This is a genomic window from Pedobacter sp. AJM (assembly GCF_002197755.1).
GTDB lineage: Bacteria > Bacteroidota > Bacteroidia > Sphingobacteriales > Sphingobacteriaceae > Pedobacter.
On sequence record NZ_NHOT01000016.1, the window covers coordinates 32,760 to 48,833 of the forward strand.

Annotated in this window: 14 protein-coding genes; 1 reads left to right on the plus strand and 13 read right to left on the minus strand. The window is 40.6% G+C overall.

The features are described from left to right. Positions 1-125 precede the first annotated feature (125 nt). Complete coding sequence (locus CBW18_RS19910) at positions 126-332, plus strand: hypothetical protein (protein ID WP_088303127.1); 207 nt, start codon at positions 126-128, stop codon at positions 330-332. Between the two features lie 119 nt (positions 333-451). Here the strand turns inward: CBW18_RS19910 and CBW18_RS19915 are convergent, their stop codons facing one another. The 13 genes from CBW18_RS19915 to CBW18_RS19975 all read right to left on the minus strand — a co-directional run bounded on the left by CBW18_RS19915 (position 452) and on the right by CBW18_RS19975 (position 16,022). Further along, positions 452-1,753: a PepSY domain-containing protein gene (locus tag CBW18_RS19915; protein ID WP_088303128.1), complete on the minus strand. Its 1,302-nt coding sequence runs from the start codon at positions 1,751-1,753 to the stop codon at positions 452-454. A gap of 31 nt (positions 1,754-1,784) precedes the next feature. Continuing rightward, a complete protein-coding gene (locus tag CBW18_RS19920; RefSeq protein ID WP_088303129.1) occupies positions 1,785-3,026 on the minus strand; it encodes a DUF4374 domain-containing protein in 1,242 nt (413 codons plus the stop codon). An 18-nt stretch (positions 3,027-3,044) separates the two neighbouring features. Continuing rightward, entirely contained in the window at positions 3,045-5,432 is a 2,388-nt protein-coding gene (locus CBW18_RS19925) for a TonB-dependent receptor (RefSeq protein WP_088303130.1), read from the minus strand. A 382-nt stretch (positions 5,433-5,814) separates the two neighbouring features. Further along, positions 5,815-6,516, minus strand: coding sequence for a sulfite exporter TauE/SafE family protein (locus tag CBW18_RS19930; protein WP_088303131.1), 702 nt, complete (start codon positions 6,514-6,516; stop codon positions 5,815-5,817). Beyond that, positions 6,513-6,947, minus strand: a complete 435-nt coding sequence (locus CBW18_RS19935; RefSeq protein WP_088303132.1) for a FixH family protein — start codon at positions 6,945-6,947, stop codon at positions 6,513-6,515. The genes CBW18_RS19930 and CBW18_RS19935 overlap by 4 nt, the downstream gene beginning before the upstream one ends. A gap of 12 nt (positions 6,948-6,959) precedes the next feature. Next, a complete protein-coding gene (gene ccoG / locus CBW18_RS19940) occupies positions 6,960-8,333 on the minus strand; it encodes a cytochrome c oxidase accessory protein CcoG (protein WP_088303133.1) in 1,374 nt (457 codons plus the stop codon). Beyond that, positions 8,320-9,288: a cbb3-type cytochrome c oxidase N-terminal domain-containing protein gene (locus tag CBW18_RS19945; RefSeq protein ID WP_253249095.1), complete on the minus strand. Its 969-nt coding sequence runs from the start codon at positions 9,286-9,288 to the stop codon at positions 8,320-8,322. Before CBW18_RS19945 ends, ccoG begins: the two co-directional genes overlap by 14 nt. Continuing rightward, entirely contained in the window at positions 9,275-9,457 is a 183-nt protein-coding gene (locus CBW18_RS19950) for a hypothetical protein (protein WP_088303134.1), read from the minus strand. Before CBW18_RS19950 ends, CBW18_RS19945 begins: the two co-directional genes overlap by 14 nt. Before the next feature lie 3 nt (positions 9,458-9,460). Further along, positions 9,461-11,599, minus strand: a complete 2,139-nt coding sequence (gene ccoN, locus CBW18_RS19955; protein WP_088303135.1) for a cytochrome-c oxidase, cbb3-type subunit I — start codon at positions 11,597-11,599, stop codon at positions 9,461-9,463. Between the two features lie 71 nt (positions 11,600-11,670). Continuing rightward, positions 11,671-11,853, minus strand: coding sequence for a cbb3-type cytochrome oxidase assembly protein CcoS (gene ccoS, locus CBW18_RS19960; protein WP_088303136.1), 183 nt, complete (start codon positions 11,851-11,853; stop codon positions 11,671-11,673). Beyond that, the gene (locus CBW18_RS19965) at positions 11,850-14,237 is read right to left on the minus strand and encodes a heavy metal translocating P-type ATPase metal-binding domain-containing protein (RefSeq protein WP_088303164.1); all 2,388 of its coding nucleotides are present in this window, start codon (positions 14,235-14,237) and stop codon (positions 11,850-11,852) included. Before CBW18_RS19965 ends, ccoS begins: the two co-directional genes overlap by 4 nt. 10 nt (positions 14,238-14,247) lie before the next feature. After that, a complete protein-coding gene (gene hemN, locus CBW18_RS19970; protein WP_088303137.1) occupies positions 14,248-15,594 on the minus strand; it encodes an oxygen-independent coproporphyrinogen III oxidase in 1,347 nt (448 codons plus the stop codon). After that, complete coding sequence (locus CBW18_RS19975) at positions 15,594-16,022, minus strand: lactate dehydrogenase (RefSeq protein WP_088303138.1); 429 nt, start codon at positions 16,020-16,022, stop codon at positions 15,594-15,596. Before CBW18_RS19975 ends, hemN begins: the two co-directional genes overlap by 1 nt. Positions 16,023-16,074 lie beyond the last annotated feature (52 nt).

Consider the following 16,074-nt stretch of genomic DNA (forward strand, 5'->3'; position numbering starts at 1 on the left):
CAAATAAAAAATGTTGAAAAATCTCCGGCTACCTAAAACACTGAATAACAACCAGTAGTCAAATTTATTTTACTGATGTGAATAAAAGCATGATTCATTTCATATTCAAATGATAATTTTGTGTTATGGCAAATTTAAACGTAAGAAAATCGATACAAACCAAGATAGAATCTTTAAGTAAGGAGATTGAAAATCTGCAGTCGGAATTAGTAAAATGGGAAAAAATTGCAGCTGAATATGAAGTCAATTCTGAAAGCATCGATTTGATCTTATCCATACAACAACCCGAAAAAGCCGAAGGCGGACGGGCAAAAAAAGTAAAACAAGCTTAACAGCTGTTTAGAACAAGACTGCAAAATCAAATTTAATTGATTTTGCAGTCTTGTTTATGATGTTATTTGTGACATGATAACAGATCACGAATCAGGTTCGGAAGGATGATTGAGTATACTTAATTTATAACATTCTCCATTTTTCTAACAGGTATTCTAGCTCTTGGCTTACCATGCTGCAGCGGATTTGATCCCTCCGTTTTTAAAGGTTCCTTAGCCTTGCCTTTTTTCTTAAACTTACGTCCATACCAAATCAGAAAACCTGTGATTGGTAAACTCGCGCCAATCAGGGATGCCAGAAAGGCCAGTACTTTGCCCGGGAAACCCAGGATACTGCCCACATGGATATCATAATTCATTTTCCTTAACTTGCCACCAAAACCAGAAGCTTCGTAAGGCACTGAATAGACACCTTTTCCTTTTAATTCTTGTAGCGTATGCTGATCAAAAGTATAACTTTGGTTATTGTAAAACTGCCCTTTATCAGGATAAACCGTAATATTAATGGTTGCCTTTGCTTTGGAAGTATCCGGGAAATTATAATAAAAACCTTCTGATTTTGGATGTTTTTTAATTACGGTATTCCAGGCTAAATCCATTGCCTTTTCTGGTGTGTAGAATTTCCCTGCCTGTAGTGAATCAGATGCCAGGCGATCAAATTCACCCAACTTTTCGCCACCACTGGTTACCCAGTATAAGCCTTCGCTATACCACCTGATGCCATAAACCATTCCGGTTAATGCGATGAACAGTAAAAAGATGAGCGAGTAAAACCCCAATACATTATGCAAATCCAAATTAACACGTTTGAATGATGCACTCCATTTGATTTTAAAACTTTTATCACGGGTAGATTTGTTCCATTTTTTAGGATACCACCAGATCAAACCTGTAATCAATAGGATAACGAAGATGAGTGTTCCATAATTCACAATCGGCCGGCCAATGGCATAGGGCAGCCAAAGGAAACGGTGTCCGTTCAGGATAAAGCGGAAGAAATCTACCTCACCTTTTTTGTGTACCACTTTGCTGATCACCCGGCCAGTGTAAGGATTAATGGTTAAAGTTGTCCCACCACCCCTGCGGCCTTCTTCTTTTGCGCCTTTCAAATTTAAGTTAATTGCCCTTCCCTGCTGGTAATTCGCGTAAACCGGCGATTTGTCCGGAAATAAGCGGGCAGCAATCGAGGTGAGCTGAGATGGCGTGATCACTGGCTTATCTTGCTTTTGTATCTTGCTTTCAGGCTCCAGTAATCCGGTGATCTCTTCATTAAAAACCCAGATGCAGCCTGTTATACAAACCATTAAAACAATGACACCAGATACAAGACCGAGCCAGAGATGAAGCCATTTGTTAATTCTGGTAAATTGCGAATCTTTCACTTTTTTCTTCGCCGGATTAGAGTTGTTTGCTGTTGCCATTATCTTGTTAATTGAAATGAGAAATGCTTAATTAATATTGAAGCGCATTGATGGCGGTAATTGTTCCACCTTCAACCTTTAAACCTTTTTTTGCAGCGGCGATGTCGGCATCAAAAACATAAACATAACTTCCTTCGCTGGCTGTGGTGATTCCGATATAACCTGTTCTTCCATCTCTCGGGGAATAGTTATTAATTGTGGTTGTCCTTGTTATATCAGCTGGTATGCCTGTTACCCATTTAAACGTTTTGTTAATTACATCTACAATGGCAAACTTTCTGGCTGCGCCTGTAATCGAATTGGCTTGCGGGTACATCTGCACTACAAATTTACCCATGCCTACATAGCTCTGACCAGCCATGTGGTAACCGCCAGACAATTCCTGAACATTTAAAAAATAGCTTTTATCAAACTCAGTCGTTCCTTTATTAATCCGGATTACTGCAGAAGGATTTTTAGAGCTTGGCGTTCCGGAATTGGTTGCAGAAGCATAGGAGAAAGCATAAGCATCGCCATTTTCGATTTCTACTAAACCATTTACAAAGTAAGCACCGATATAACTCGTACGGTTGTCTTTTATCACTTTCTCCAGTTTTAATTCCGGGTAACTGTAAACGGCCACCCACGAACTATCAGGATAAGCAGTACCAAAAACATCCGGTGCTGCACCTTTGATGCTCATATAAGGGATAAAAAGTTTTTCACCCACTTGAGTTGCCCATGTAAAATGTGCGCGTTCCCTGTTTCCCGCTAATTTTACAATGTTCACCTGCTGCTCCCCAACAATTTGGTATTTGCGGGCATCAATCCTAAAGAAACTTGAAAATTCATTTCCTGATCTCGGTATTTTCGCAATAAATATATCATCCTTCGCTGGTGCAAAAAGCTGAACCGTTTCAGTTTGAAAATTGGTGAGTTTATTTAACTTTCCGGTACCGTCTAATCGATAAGTGGTTACTGCACCCGGATTCCCTTGTCCGTACAACAAGCTAAAAAACCGGTTTCTATGGGTTAAATAATAACGGTAAGAACCGTCTTGCTCAATGCCGTTTCCTTGTGTAGTCACCGTTCCTGCATCTAAGCTATTGGCAGTCAATAAATAATCGGCGATGCCTGTGGTACCCACAGGTGTTGCGGAAATGATAAATTTAGTTGCTCCGGTAAGCTCGTTATCCACGTCTACAACTTCTGAAGAATCCAGTTCCTTATCGCAAGCCGCAAACAAGGTAACCAACAATAAACTTAAAAATGGAAGTAAATATTTAGTTTTCATATTCGTATGTATAAAAATTTATGATCTGTTAGTACTGAAAAAATACCTCACTTTAGCATAAAATGCTCTGCCTGGTTTTTGTAATGAAAAGTTATCGTAGATGCGGTTATTCACCAGGTTTTTACATTCTAAACCAATGTTGTATTTACCACCGCCTAATGTATAAACTGCATTAACATCCTGCATCCATTGTCTCGGGATATCATACTTCGTATCAGCAGTACCCTGACTTGGCCACGATAGGTAATAAGCATGAACATACAATACATTGTAGCCAAGGGTTAAGGTATTGCCTTTCTTACCTACGTTATTGAAGAATAGCGAAGCATCAGCGTTACCAAAAAGATAAGGCATGTTAGGGATACGATCCCTGTACAAAGGACTTTCCATGGTTTGCCCCTGTTCAAAACGGGTATTGTTTCTTAAGTTCTGGTAAGTAAGATTTACCCCTGCGGTAAATAACTGCTTGTAAGAATAACGCACTTCAGATTCGAAACCTAAATTGGTTACATCAGCCAGGTTGCCATTTACCTGTTTGGTTTGATTGTTATTTAATTGCGGCCTGATAAAGTCTTTCGCATCGCGGTACATTACATTACCATCAAAGCTAAAACGGTGAATCTGATTTAGCTGTGCCTGATAGCTGAAGCCCAGGTTGTAGTTATTGCTTTGCTCAGGTTTCAGGTTGATATTTCCTTCCAGGTTTAATAAATCACCAAAAAGTTCATCCGTTTCCGGCAGTCGGTAGCTTTTTTCGAAAGAGGCTTTCAACTGAAAGTTAGGGACAATAAAATAAGTTGATGCAATGCCGTAACCTGTTTTGCTGTAGCTGTTTTCCTGCTGAAGATAGGCTACATCACCCCAGTTTCCGCTTGGATTGTAACTCTGTGCATATTTATTCGATTGATAAAACTGCTTGGCAAAAACAGAGGTGTTCCATTTTTCTGAAGGACTGAATTTATACCCTAATCCTAACACATTTTTATTGTTTTTACGGGGTTGCTCGTAATTTTGGTTTTGCGGGAAGAGTTCATCAGAACCTTTTCTGTTAAACGAATTGTAAACATTATTTAATGAAAAGGAATGACGCTCATTAAGGGTATACGTTAAGTTGGCAGTGGCCAATCCATTATTGTTACGGAATTTATACATGGAACGTTCCCTTTCGCTACCAGCACCCGGGTATTGCTTATATTCCTGGAACCAGTTGTAACGGCGATACACGGTATCGATATTTTGTTCGGTACCAAAATTGAAGTTACCATTGATACGAAGATCAAGTCCCTTTGTAAATAAATCTTTTTTCTGGTACTTCACAGTTGGCATTAAAATGCTTCCTCTTCGGTGCCAATCGCCGAAAACACTGACCATCCGGGCACCTGTTTGTACTTCTGCATAGTTCTTCCCAGCGGTTAAACCAAACATCAGCTGATCTGCGAATGATTTATTAACAACTCCTGCACCTACAATTATTGTTTCATTATGGTAAGTATCGTTAAAGCGTTTCACTACCTGATTTCTGAAGTAACGACCATCAAAAGAAGCCACATCTGTAGTTACTTTATAATCGTTATCAGAATAATTCTGGAAGGCATTCAGTTGTACCTTAAAACCTGACGGCGAAGTATAACCGGCATTGATAGCTGTTTTATGGGTATTAAATGAACCATAAGAATAAGAAGCATCAATGTAACTTTTTGTGGTATTGTCAGTTACAATGTTGATGGCGCCACCCAAAGCATCTGAGCCCAACCAAACCGGAACCACCCCTTTATACACTTCCACACGTTGTGCCAGGTTGATCGGAATATTGTTGATCTGGAAGGATGAGCCAAAATTATCCATTGGTATACCATCGATAAAAAATTTCACCTGCCGACCGGTAAATCCGTTTAACGAGAAATCCATTCTAGATCCCAATCCTCCAGCCTCTCTCACGCGGACACCAGATACACGATCGAGTGCATGAGAGATATCTAAAGTACTGTTATGTAATTTTTTGGCATCGATAGAAGTCACGTTAAAAGCCTGGCGGTTTACCTGTTGATTTGCCGTTCTGCCAATCACATTTACCGTTTCCATGTCTTCTGAAGATTCGGCAAGGCTGAAACTTAACTTTTGATCCTCATTTTCGGATACGGTTATTTCCTTTTTAATTGTTTTGAAACCAACGGCAGAAATCTGAATCTGATAATTCCCGGCTTTAACCTGAGAAATTTTGAAACTTCCCTTCTCATCAGATACCGTTACATAATTGGTTTTCTGGATCTTGACGGTAGCGCCTGAAACGGGCTGACCAGAAGCACTTTTGATTTGCCCCGAGATACCGGAAATGCGGTTTTGGGCGGAGGCAAAAATTACAAAGGCACATAGCATGCCTAATAGCAAAATTTTCTTAATTTGCATAACTTTTAATGGAGATTAAAGGTGAGCCGGTTTTCCGGTAGCCACACGGGTCTGAACCGTGTGGCATTTTTTTTATGCCGCAAATATAAATCTTATTTAGATCAAGTCCAAATAAGATGCAGACATATTTTAGTCCTTAAACCGTTTAGTATGGTAAAAAACAAAGAAAAGCAGAACATTCAACGCTTAACCGTTCGCCATATTATTTGAAATATTCCTGGTAGAACCGTATCCATAAGCTTACATATTATTTAATTTAAGCAGAAGAATAACAATGGCAGGTTGATCGACAAATCATTAATCCTAAGGATTAACTTTTTTGATGACGATCAAAAATGGTGTCGTAAATGAACTGAAATTTTTGAACGATGAGTAAAAAAAATTATTTACAATCTACCGCCTTGCCATATATCCCCATCGGTTCGGGAGATAAATAAGGAATACCAAGATTTGCAGACCGGATAATTAGCAACATCCCCATGGTAAACATCAACCAGGGAATAAGCCTTTGTGTGTTGAAAGGAATATATCTTTTGATGAAAATTCCGCCCAGTGAAACCATCAGCATCAGCGGTGTGGTTCCAATCCCGAATAAAAACATAAAAACCCCACCAGCTTTAAAACTTCCGGTATTGAGGGCGGTAGCCAGCGCCAGGTAAACCATTCCACAGGGAATAATTCCATTTATAGCGCCGGCAAAAAATCCCCAGAGCGGCAACTGGAATACGTAACCCATTAACTTACTGATAGGACGCAATAAATGATTTTGTAACGTAGCAAAACGCTTCACATACTGTGGAACTAATTGCAATAATGTAAAAAAAATCAGTAGTATGCCAATAATGGTGCTGAGTATTTGCTGATTGCTAAAAACGGCTATACTGCCACCAAGTGCGCCTGCGCATAAGCCTAAAACCACATAAACAAAAATTCTTCCGAACTGATACATGAGCAATTGGAAGGCAGCACCTAAAAAATGTTGTTTCTGAAAAGGCATGCCCAGCATAATGGGTCCGCACATGACAGCACAGTGCAAACTGCCAAACAGGCCCATTAAAAAAGCTAATGGCAGGAAATCCGTCATAGCGTGAGGTTACTTTGATACAAATAGTGCTTCCCATGACTGCGCCACTGCATATGGAGAAACCACATGCCTTTTGGTAAATGAGCGCGACTTACCAGAATCAGGTGATCAGGTCCGATGGTTTTACCATCAAACTTTAAATCTTCGGCCTTGTTTGATGGCCGCATCAATACGAGCTGGTAGCTGGCACTGTCTTTTAAACGGATAACCAATTGCTTTTGATCAACTGTAATTTTCGGCTGCGCATCATCATTCAGCATGTTTTGTGCTGCATTATAGGTGGTATTGTAGTTAATCCCTTTTTCATAATAATCCTCTTCCACTAAAGCATCGCCATCATGTTTGGCAAACATATAACCTACCATTGCTATGATGAAAAGCATGAAGCAGCCCATTCCCAATAAAATTTTAGTCCCCCAGTTCATCGTCATCTTTTTTTATTTTTATTCGTTATCAGGCGGTGCAAAAAAACTCGTGCTGGCCTGGCTTAAAACTTTTCCATCCACCACCACTTCAAATGCAGCATCTGATTTATATTCCTTAATCTGGCGGTTATCCCGGATGAGAAAAAAAGTGATTTGTGCAGATCCATCCTTCGGAAGCACATTTGCCGCCTGTATAAACTCGATCTGATCATGTTGATCTTTCGCCCTGAATTCAAACTTTACCGTTTTATTGGTTTTATTGATCAGCTCTGCATTATACAGATTGCTGGTTTGATTGCTTCCCCTGTTTTGATAAAGCGTACCACTTGCCCTTAATACAGTGGTTTCTATAGATGATCTTTTATAGATGAGGGCAGAAAAAACCATGCATACCATAACCAGGACAGCTGCATAGCCATAGGCTTTGGCCCCTATTTTAAATGGTTTCTGCTGGCTGATGTAATCCTGATTATAAAATCCAATTAGGCGTTCTGGTCGATTGATTTTTAGCATCACTTCATCACAGGCATCAATACAGGCCGTACAATTTACACATTCCAGCTGTGTTCCCTTTCTGATGTCTATGCCTGTCGGACAAACCTGTACGCATAATCCACAATCTATACAATCGCCTTTAGCTTCAGCTACATTTTGCTTCTGCATCTTTCCACGGGGTTCACCACGATTAACATCGTAGGCGACAATCAGGCTCTGGTTATCCAATAAAACACCCTGTAACCTGCCATAAGGACAAATTACCGTACAAACCACCTCACGCACATAGGCGAAAACAGCATAAAACAGAAAGGTAAAAAGCCAGATGGAAATAAAGCCTGATACATGCTGATGAACCGGTTCTGTAATGATGCTGAATAGTTTTTCGGAACCGATAAGATAGGCTAAAAAGGTATTGGCAATGGCAAATGAAATCACTAAAAAGAGAAAATGTTTAGTCGATTTTTTTAAAATCTTGTCCATATTCCAGGGCTGAGCATTCAGTTTGATTTGTTTTTGCTTATCACCCTCCATCCAGAATTCTATTCTCCGGAATACCATTTCCATAAAAATGGTTTGCGGGCAGGCCCAACCACACCAAAGCCTGCCCAAAACCACTGTAAAACAGACAATAAAAATGATGAATATGAGCATGGCCAATGCGAAAAGATAGAAATCCTGCGGAGTAAAAATCAGTCCGAAGAATACAAATTTTCGTTCGATGAAATTTAATAGCACCCACTGCTCACCATTTAATTTTAAAAAAGGACAAGAGAATAAAAGCAAAAGCAGCCCATAGCTTACCCATTTCCGGTAAGTATATAGTCTTCCCGCTGGCATTTTAGGATATAGAAAATCCCTGTCCTTACTTTCCTTTTTCTGATTATTTTGTAGCATTCGTTGTTTTCAAACTATCGGCGGGTGCTTTCATGGCATTGTCCTGTGGATCTTTTTCTTCGTACTTTTCTCCCTGTGCAGCCTTAGCCCCTGCCGGATGGGTACCGGCCAGTGATAAAATGTAGTTGGCTACGGCACTGATTTGTTTAGGGCTCAGGTTTTTCTCCCAGCTGATCATCCCTTTCTCAGGCACACCGTATTTGATGGTTTTGAAGACATTGTTAATACCTCCACCATGTAACCAGTAATCATCAGTTAAATTCGGACCGATAATTCCCTGCCCCTTATCACCATGGCATACTTTACAGTTTCCTTCGAAAATATTCTTCCCTTCAGCCAATACCGTTTCTGTGATATCAACTTTTACCGTATTTTCATCAATTGCATTTGCTGATTTCTGCAGGTATGCTGCTTTTTCAACCTGTGCCTGTGCCATTTCATTCTTATACTCCTGATCCTGGAGATCGCCATAGCCACCAATGTGGTAATAGAACAGGTAACCCGCCGCAATAATCATGGTACCAAAAAACAAGAAGTTAAACCAGGCCGGAACCGGATTATTCAGTTCTTTAATACCATCATAGGCGTGATCAATTTCCAGCTCTTTTTCCTGCTCAATCGGTTTTAAACTCAGCAATTTTTCCCAGATGGAATAGCCTTTTTTTCGCCGCTTTAACCATTCGTCGTAGTTTAATTGTTCAGCTTTCTCTGGTGATAAATAAGGTGTAGGATGAAGCTGCTCCTTATACATTACCTTGAAAGCGTTGAGTAAGGTAAGCGACACAAACACCAGTACTACAGCAAATAGTAATAAAATAACAATCAATAATTCTGATTGCGTAAGGCCAAGTGATGGCGCTGAAGGCTTTACATTTTCGGACACTGTTTTTTCATCTGCTGCAAATGCCCAGGCCTGACTAAACAGCAACAAAATAAATAAACTAATCTTCTTCATACCCTATAGATTGATTTTCCTGGATTGGCAGTTCGCTCATGACTTCGATATGCTTTTTATTTAATTTAAGGAGGTAAATGCCTACGATAATGAAAAATACCATAAACATGATCAGTGAGCTGATGAGGTAAAGTTCACCTCCGGCCAGGTCTTTTATTTGATTGAACATAATTTAGTTGCTTGGAATTTCTGTTTTATTGGCTTTAATATCAGTACCTAAGCGTTGCAGATAGGCTATAATAGCCACAATCTCCCGATCACTTTTTACCTTAATATTGTTTTGTTTTAATTCAGCGGCAATCTGATTAGCCTGAATCTTAAGATCTTCATTAGCCTTTTGGTCATATCCAGCTGCATAAGGCACACCGAGTGTTTGCATTACCTTGATCTTACTTGCCGTAGTGGTAATATCAAGTTGTTGATTCACCAACCATGGATAAGGCGGCATGATACTTCCCGGCGACATCGAAGTGGGATCTACCAGGTGATTGTAATGCCATGCATCTGAATACTTTCCGCCAATGCGATGCAAATCTGGTCCGGTTCTTTTACTTCCCCATAAAAAAGGATGATCGTAAACAAACTCACCAGCCTTACTATATTCGCCATAACGCTCTGTTTCTGAACGGAAAGGCCTCACCGTTTGTGAGTGACAGTTTACACAACCTTCGCGGATGTAAAGATCTCTTCCTTGTAATTCTAAGGCAGAATAAGGCTTCACACTGGCAATAGTGGGTACGTTAGACTGAATGGTAAAAGTTGGCATCATCTCCACCATTCCACCAATGAGAATGATAATCAATGATAAAACCATAAACTTCATTGGCTTACGCTCCAAAACCCTGTGCCATGCTTTATCCGCAGCAGAATGATCTACGATTTCTTTTGCCAGGGGCATTGCTTCTGCAGGTTCATTAGCCACCAGTTTAGCACTTCTCATCGTTTTGGCCAGGTTATAAGTCATGACGATTACACCTGCCAGATACATTGCACCACCTATTGATCGCAATACATGCATGGGAATAATCTGTAGTGTGGTGGCCAGGAAGTTTGGATACCTCAGTAAACCTTCGCTGGTAAACTCTTTCCACATTAAACCTTGTGTAAAACCTGCCCAGTACATCGGGATAGCATAAAAAAGGATGCCGAGCGTACCAATCCAGAAGTGAAAGCCGGCCAGTTTTTTAGAATATAATTCCGTTTTATAAATTCTTGGAATTAACCAGTACAGTACGCCAAAAGTTAAAAAGCCATTCCATCCTAAGGCACCAACGTGTACGTGGGCCACGATCCAATCGGTAAAGTGGGCCACACCATTAATTTGCTTTAAGGATAACATTGGCCCTTCGAAGGTGGCCATACCATAAGCTGTTAAAGCCACCACCATAAATTTCAGTGTAACATCTTCCCGAACTTTATCCCAGGCACCGCGAAGGGTCAGTAAACCATTAATCATTCCGCCCCAGCTTGGTGCAATCAGCATAATGGAAAAAGCAACGCCTAAAGATTGTGCCCAGCCGGGTAAAGAGGTATAGAGTAAATGGTGCGGACCAGCCCAGATGTAAATAAAAATCAGTGACCAAAAATGTAAAATACTCAGTTTATAGGAGTATACCGGTCTTCCGGCCATTTTGGGCAGAAAGTAATACATCATGCCTAAATAAGGGGTAGTTAAGAAAAAAGCTACTGCATTGTGTCCATACCACCATTGTACCAGTGCATCCTGAACGCCCGCATACACATAATAACTCTTTAGGAATGAAATAGGCAGCTCAAATGAATTCACAATATGCAGCACCGCTATGGTGACAAAGGTGGCGATATAGAACCAAATGGCTACATATAAATGCCGTTCCCTTCTTTTAAAAATGGTACCAAACATGTTCACTCCGAATACTACCCAAATGATGGTAATGGCAATATCTATCGGCCATTCCAGTTCGGCGTATTCATGCGAGGTGGTAAAGCCCAATGGAAGCGTAATCACCGCTGAAACGATAATCAGCTGCCAGCCCCAGAAATGAATTTTACTTAAAACATCACTAAACATCCTGGCCTTAAGCAGGCGTTGTAAAGAATAATACACCCCCATAAAAATGGCATTGCCCACAAAGGCAAAAATAACCGCATTGGTGTGTAAGGGCCTGATCCTGCCAAAGGTGGTATACTGGTTGCCTAAATTCATGGCAGGTTTGAAAAGCTGCATCGCTGCCAGCAAACCTACCGTCATCCCAATAATCCCCCAAACGAGGGTGGCAATGCCGAAGTTTCTGACAATTTTGTTATCGTAAGTAAATCGCTCTAATTGCATAAACAGAAATGTTTTGTTTGTATTGATAGGTCAAAGGTATCCTGCATGGAGGACGTAAAGGATGATGTGGCTTAGCTGGAAAAGTGATCTTCTTTACTTTTTGCTTCTTCTTCCAGCTCATCATCAAAGAGAATGCGGATGCCCGGCGTGTAAACATCATCATTTTGCCCTGTTTTGGCAGCCCAGATAAATGCACCCAGAAAAATGAGTGCCATTAAAACACTGCAGCCCACCAGAAAATAGAGAATATTCATAATAATTTATTTTTACGGGCCAGAATCCGGGTAGCGAAAGTGGTAAAACAGATGATGGTAATAGTACTAATGGGCATAAGCACCGCAGCAACCAAGGGATAAAGCGTACCCTGAACGGCATAAAAGATTCCGATAAAATTGTATGCGGTAGCAATGGCAAAGCTTGCTTTTATAATCTTTATCCCATCCTTACTCAGTCCGATAAAATCAGGTAGCATATTTAATGAATCGCCCTTTAATATGGCATCGCATCCGGGAGTAAAATTGTTAATATCATCCGTAATGGCTATGCCGAAATCACTCTGTTTCAAGGCACCTGCATCATTCAGTCCATCACCGAGCATCATGACTTTCTTTCCACGATCCTGCAATGCTGAGATGGCATTAAGCTTTTCATGCGGACTTTGCCTGAATCTGATGGTATTCCTTTCCGGAAAGATGGTTCTCAGGTGGCGTTCATCCTTGTTGGTATCGCCAGAAAGCAATTGTACATCAAATGAGCAATTTAACTGTTTAATCAGAAAATTGAGTTGCGGCCGCCACTCCTGTTCAATGACAAAATTCCCCATATAAACATCATCAATCACCACATGCACACCACTGGAAGGCTGATGAGCCACCGCTTTTAGATTTGAGGACAAACTTCCGGCATAAACACTTGAGCTGTTAATGGTTGCAGATAAACCCTTACCCGGCATTTCCTGATAATTCTTCACCTGAAAAAAATCGCCTGTTTTTAGTTGCTTTAAAATATGCCTGCTCAATGGATGCGCAGAATTTCTGAACAGTGAAGCCACTATTTTTTTCTCGTGATCATCCATTTTACCATTGAAATAAACCTGTGCATTCCGGGTAGTGGTTAATGTTCCGGTTTTATCAAAAACAATGGCATCACACTTAGCCAGCTGTTCTACAGCATCCGTATTTTTCACATAAAAGCCTTTCTTATCAAACACAGATAAAATGGCTGAAAGCGTAAATGGCGTACTCAATGCCAGTACGCATGGGCAAGCCACAATAATGACAGCCGTAAATGCCGACCAGGCCTTATGGCTATCGTGTTGTAAAAGCCAGTAAGCAGTGGCTGAAAAAGCGATGGTAAATACAGCCAGGCTAAAATACTTGGCGATGCTATCGTTAAAGTTCTGCTGATGAACATGGTCTTTGTAATGATCATGGTTCCACAAACCCGTTAGATAACTTTGTGAAACCGGCTTGATCACTTCCAGCTCTATGGCCTCTCCGGTCTGACGCCCACCAGCGTAGATAATTTCGCCTAAAACCTTATGCACAGGTTCAGATTCGCCGGTGACGAAACTCATATCCATCCAGGCATCACCTTTCATTAAAATTGCATCGGCAGGAAGTAATTCGCCGTTTCTAATCCATAAGCGGTCACCAATTTTCACATCATTGATGGAAACTGGCTTTTCCAGCCCGTTAATCAATGTGGTTACTGCAATCGGGAAATAAGAACGATAATCACGGTCGAACGAGATGTGGTTATAAGTGCGTTGTTTCAGCCATTTGCCCATTAACAGCAAAAAAACCAATCCCGTCAGGGTATCAGCAAAACCTGGTCCGATGTTCAATATAACTTCAAATGCTGTTCTTAAAAACAGAACGGCAATGATTAAAGCCAAAGGCGTATCCAGGTTCACATGCTGATGTTTTAAACTGGTTAAGGCGGAAATGAAATAATCCTTACCGCAATAAAAGGCTGCCGGAATGGAAAAAGCCAGATTAAGCCAGCCAAATAACACTTGAAATTGTTTTTCAAGGCCCGATAAACCAAAATACTCAGGAAAGCTGAAGAGCATCACATTACCCATTAAAAATCCGGCTACGGCTATTTTCAGAATCAAACCCTTATCCAGTGCCTTTTGATGTTCCTTCACCACATCCTGAAGGCTGATTAAAGGCTCATATCCAATCTGAATCAGGGTTTCTACCAGGTTCCTTAATGAGATTTCCTGATGATTAAAAGTGATGGTTACCTGCTTCCTGATAAAATCAATGCGTGAACTGAAAATGGCCGGGTTGATTTTATACAGATGCTCAAGTAACCAGATACATGAACTACAGTGAATTGCTGGAATATAAAAAGTGATGATACTTGAATCTTCACCAGTGTAATCAATAAGCTGATTGATAATTTGCTGTTCATCCAAATATTCTAAGCGGGTATCATGACGCAATCGCTGACCAGGATTACGATTATATACATAGTAATTACACAGGTTATTTTCGGAAAGGATTTGATAAACGCCCTTGCAACCGGCACAACAAAAGTTTTTGTCATCCAATTGATGAACATGATCGGTAACCTCTTCTCCACAATGGTAACAGGTGGTGTTAACAGTAGTTTGTTGTTGGTTTTTCATGGCATAAAATTTAAATGGCATCACTGAATAACCTGGTTCCAGGCTGCCTGATCCATAACTTCTCATCGAAAGCCATACACACATTTCTCAAAAATGACTTACCAGTTTGGGTAATATTGATTTTATTTCCGGAAACCCGGATCAACTGATCTTGAATGAGCGGAGCAAGCCTTTGAACTATTGCCTCAGGAATACCTTCCGGATAACTCGTATTTTCCCTGCACATCATGTTTAAAATGTGCTGACGGATTTCCAGGTCTTCAGCAGACAGCAGATGGCCTTTTTCTACGGGTAACAAACCAGCATTTATCTGATCGAGATAAGCTTCTACGGTTTTAGGATTTTGTGCGAAAGCAATCCAGCTGTCACTAATTGACGAAACACCTAAACCAATGAGCAAATGCGTATGCTGATCGGTGTAGCCCATAAAATTGCGGTGCAGTTTTTTCTTTGTACTGGCTGTAAATAGTTTATCAGTTGTTAGGGCAAAGTGATCCATACCCACATCCATATACCCAGCTTCCATCAGCATGTTTTTTCCCATTTGATAAAGCGCAAATTTTTCCTTTCCAGCAGGAAGATCCTCAACAGTATAGTGCCTTTGGCCAGGCTTGATCCAGGGCACATGGGCATAACTATAAAAAGCAATCCGATCTGGCCGCATATCAATCACTTCTTTAATTGTTTGCGATAAACCACTGATATGCTGCGCAGGTAATCCATATATCAGATCAAAATTAATAGAATCAAAACCAATTGTTCTGGCTTGACGCATGATCGCGGTTACCTGTTGTGGCGTCTGAAATCTATTGATCATCAACTGCACTTTTGGATCGAAATCCTGAATTCCCAGACTCAATCGTTTAAAGCCAAACTGATATAAGGTTTGCAGATGTGTTTCAGTGGTATTTGCCGGATGCGCTTCAAATGAAAACGTAGCATCAGCTGAAACTTCCACTTCAGTAAGAATGCCATCCATTAATACTTTCAGGTTTTCGGCTTGAAAAAAAGTAGGTGTGCCACCGCCCAGGTGTAATTCTTTTATTTTAGGCCTGCTCCCTAAGAGATGCTGATACATTTTCCATTCAGCTAAAACGGCCTCAATGTATGGTACTTCTACCGCATGGTTTTTAGTGATTCGGGTGTTGCAACCACAATAGGTACATAAACTTTCGCAAAAAGGCAGGTGAATGTAAAGACTGATTCCTTCAGTTCCATGCTCGGCATAAATGGTCTGAACAGCGTTGATCCATTTATTCTGACTAAATGTATTCTGATCCCAATATGGAACTGTGGGATAACTGGTATAACGTGGCGCAGCAACGTTATATTTCTGAAGTAATGCGGCGGTTTCCATTATTTCAAGGCTTTAGTCACACCACAATTATTCTGACAACAGCAGGCTTTGCCTACACATTTACCGGCCGCCCATTGATCCAGATTTTTAATCACCTGCTCCATTCGCAATCTGGGATCCTGGTTTTCTTCCAGCAATGGTACATTCGCTACTTTCATTCCGACCCGACCTGCGGCCAGTAAATCCAGGTGCCCTGTTTCAACAGATGAGGTGGCGATATACCGAATCCCCAATGACTTTAGCCCATCAATCATTTCCGCATCTAAGTCGTCATGATTAAAAACCAATAGCACCTCCTTACCTGCAGAAAAAGACAAAGTATCAACAGTTAAACTATTGGCTATGATCGTAATATCATGTTTTTTATAATTCGCGAGAACCAGCCATTCTTTTTCGACAGGCTTAATATTATAGGCTATTGCTTTCATGTACTTTTTTTAGAGTACACAAAAATAAAGCAGCCATCATTTGAAGAGGATG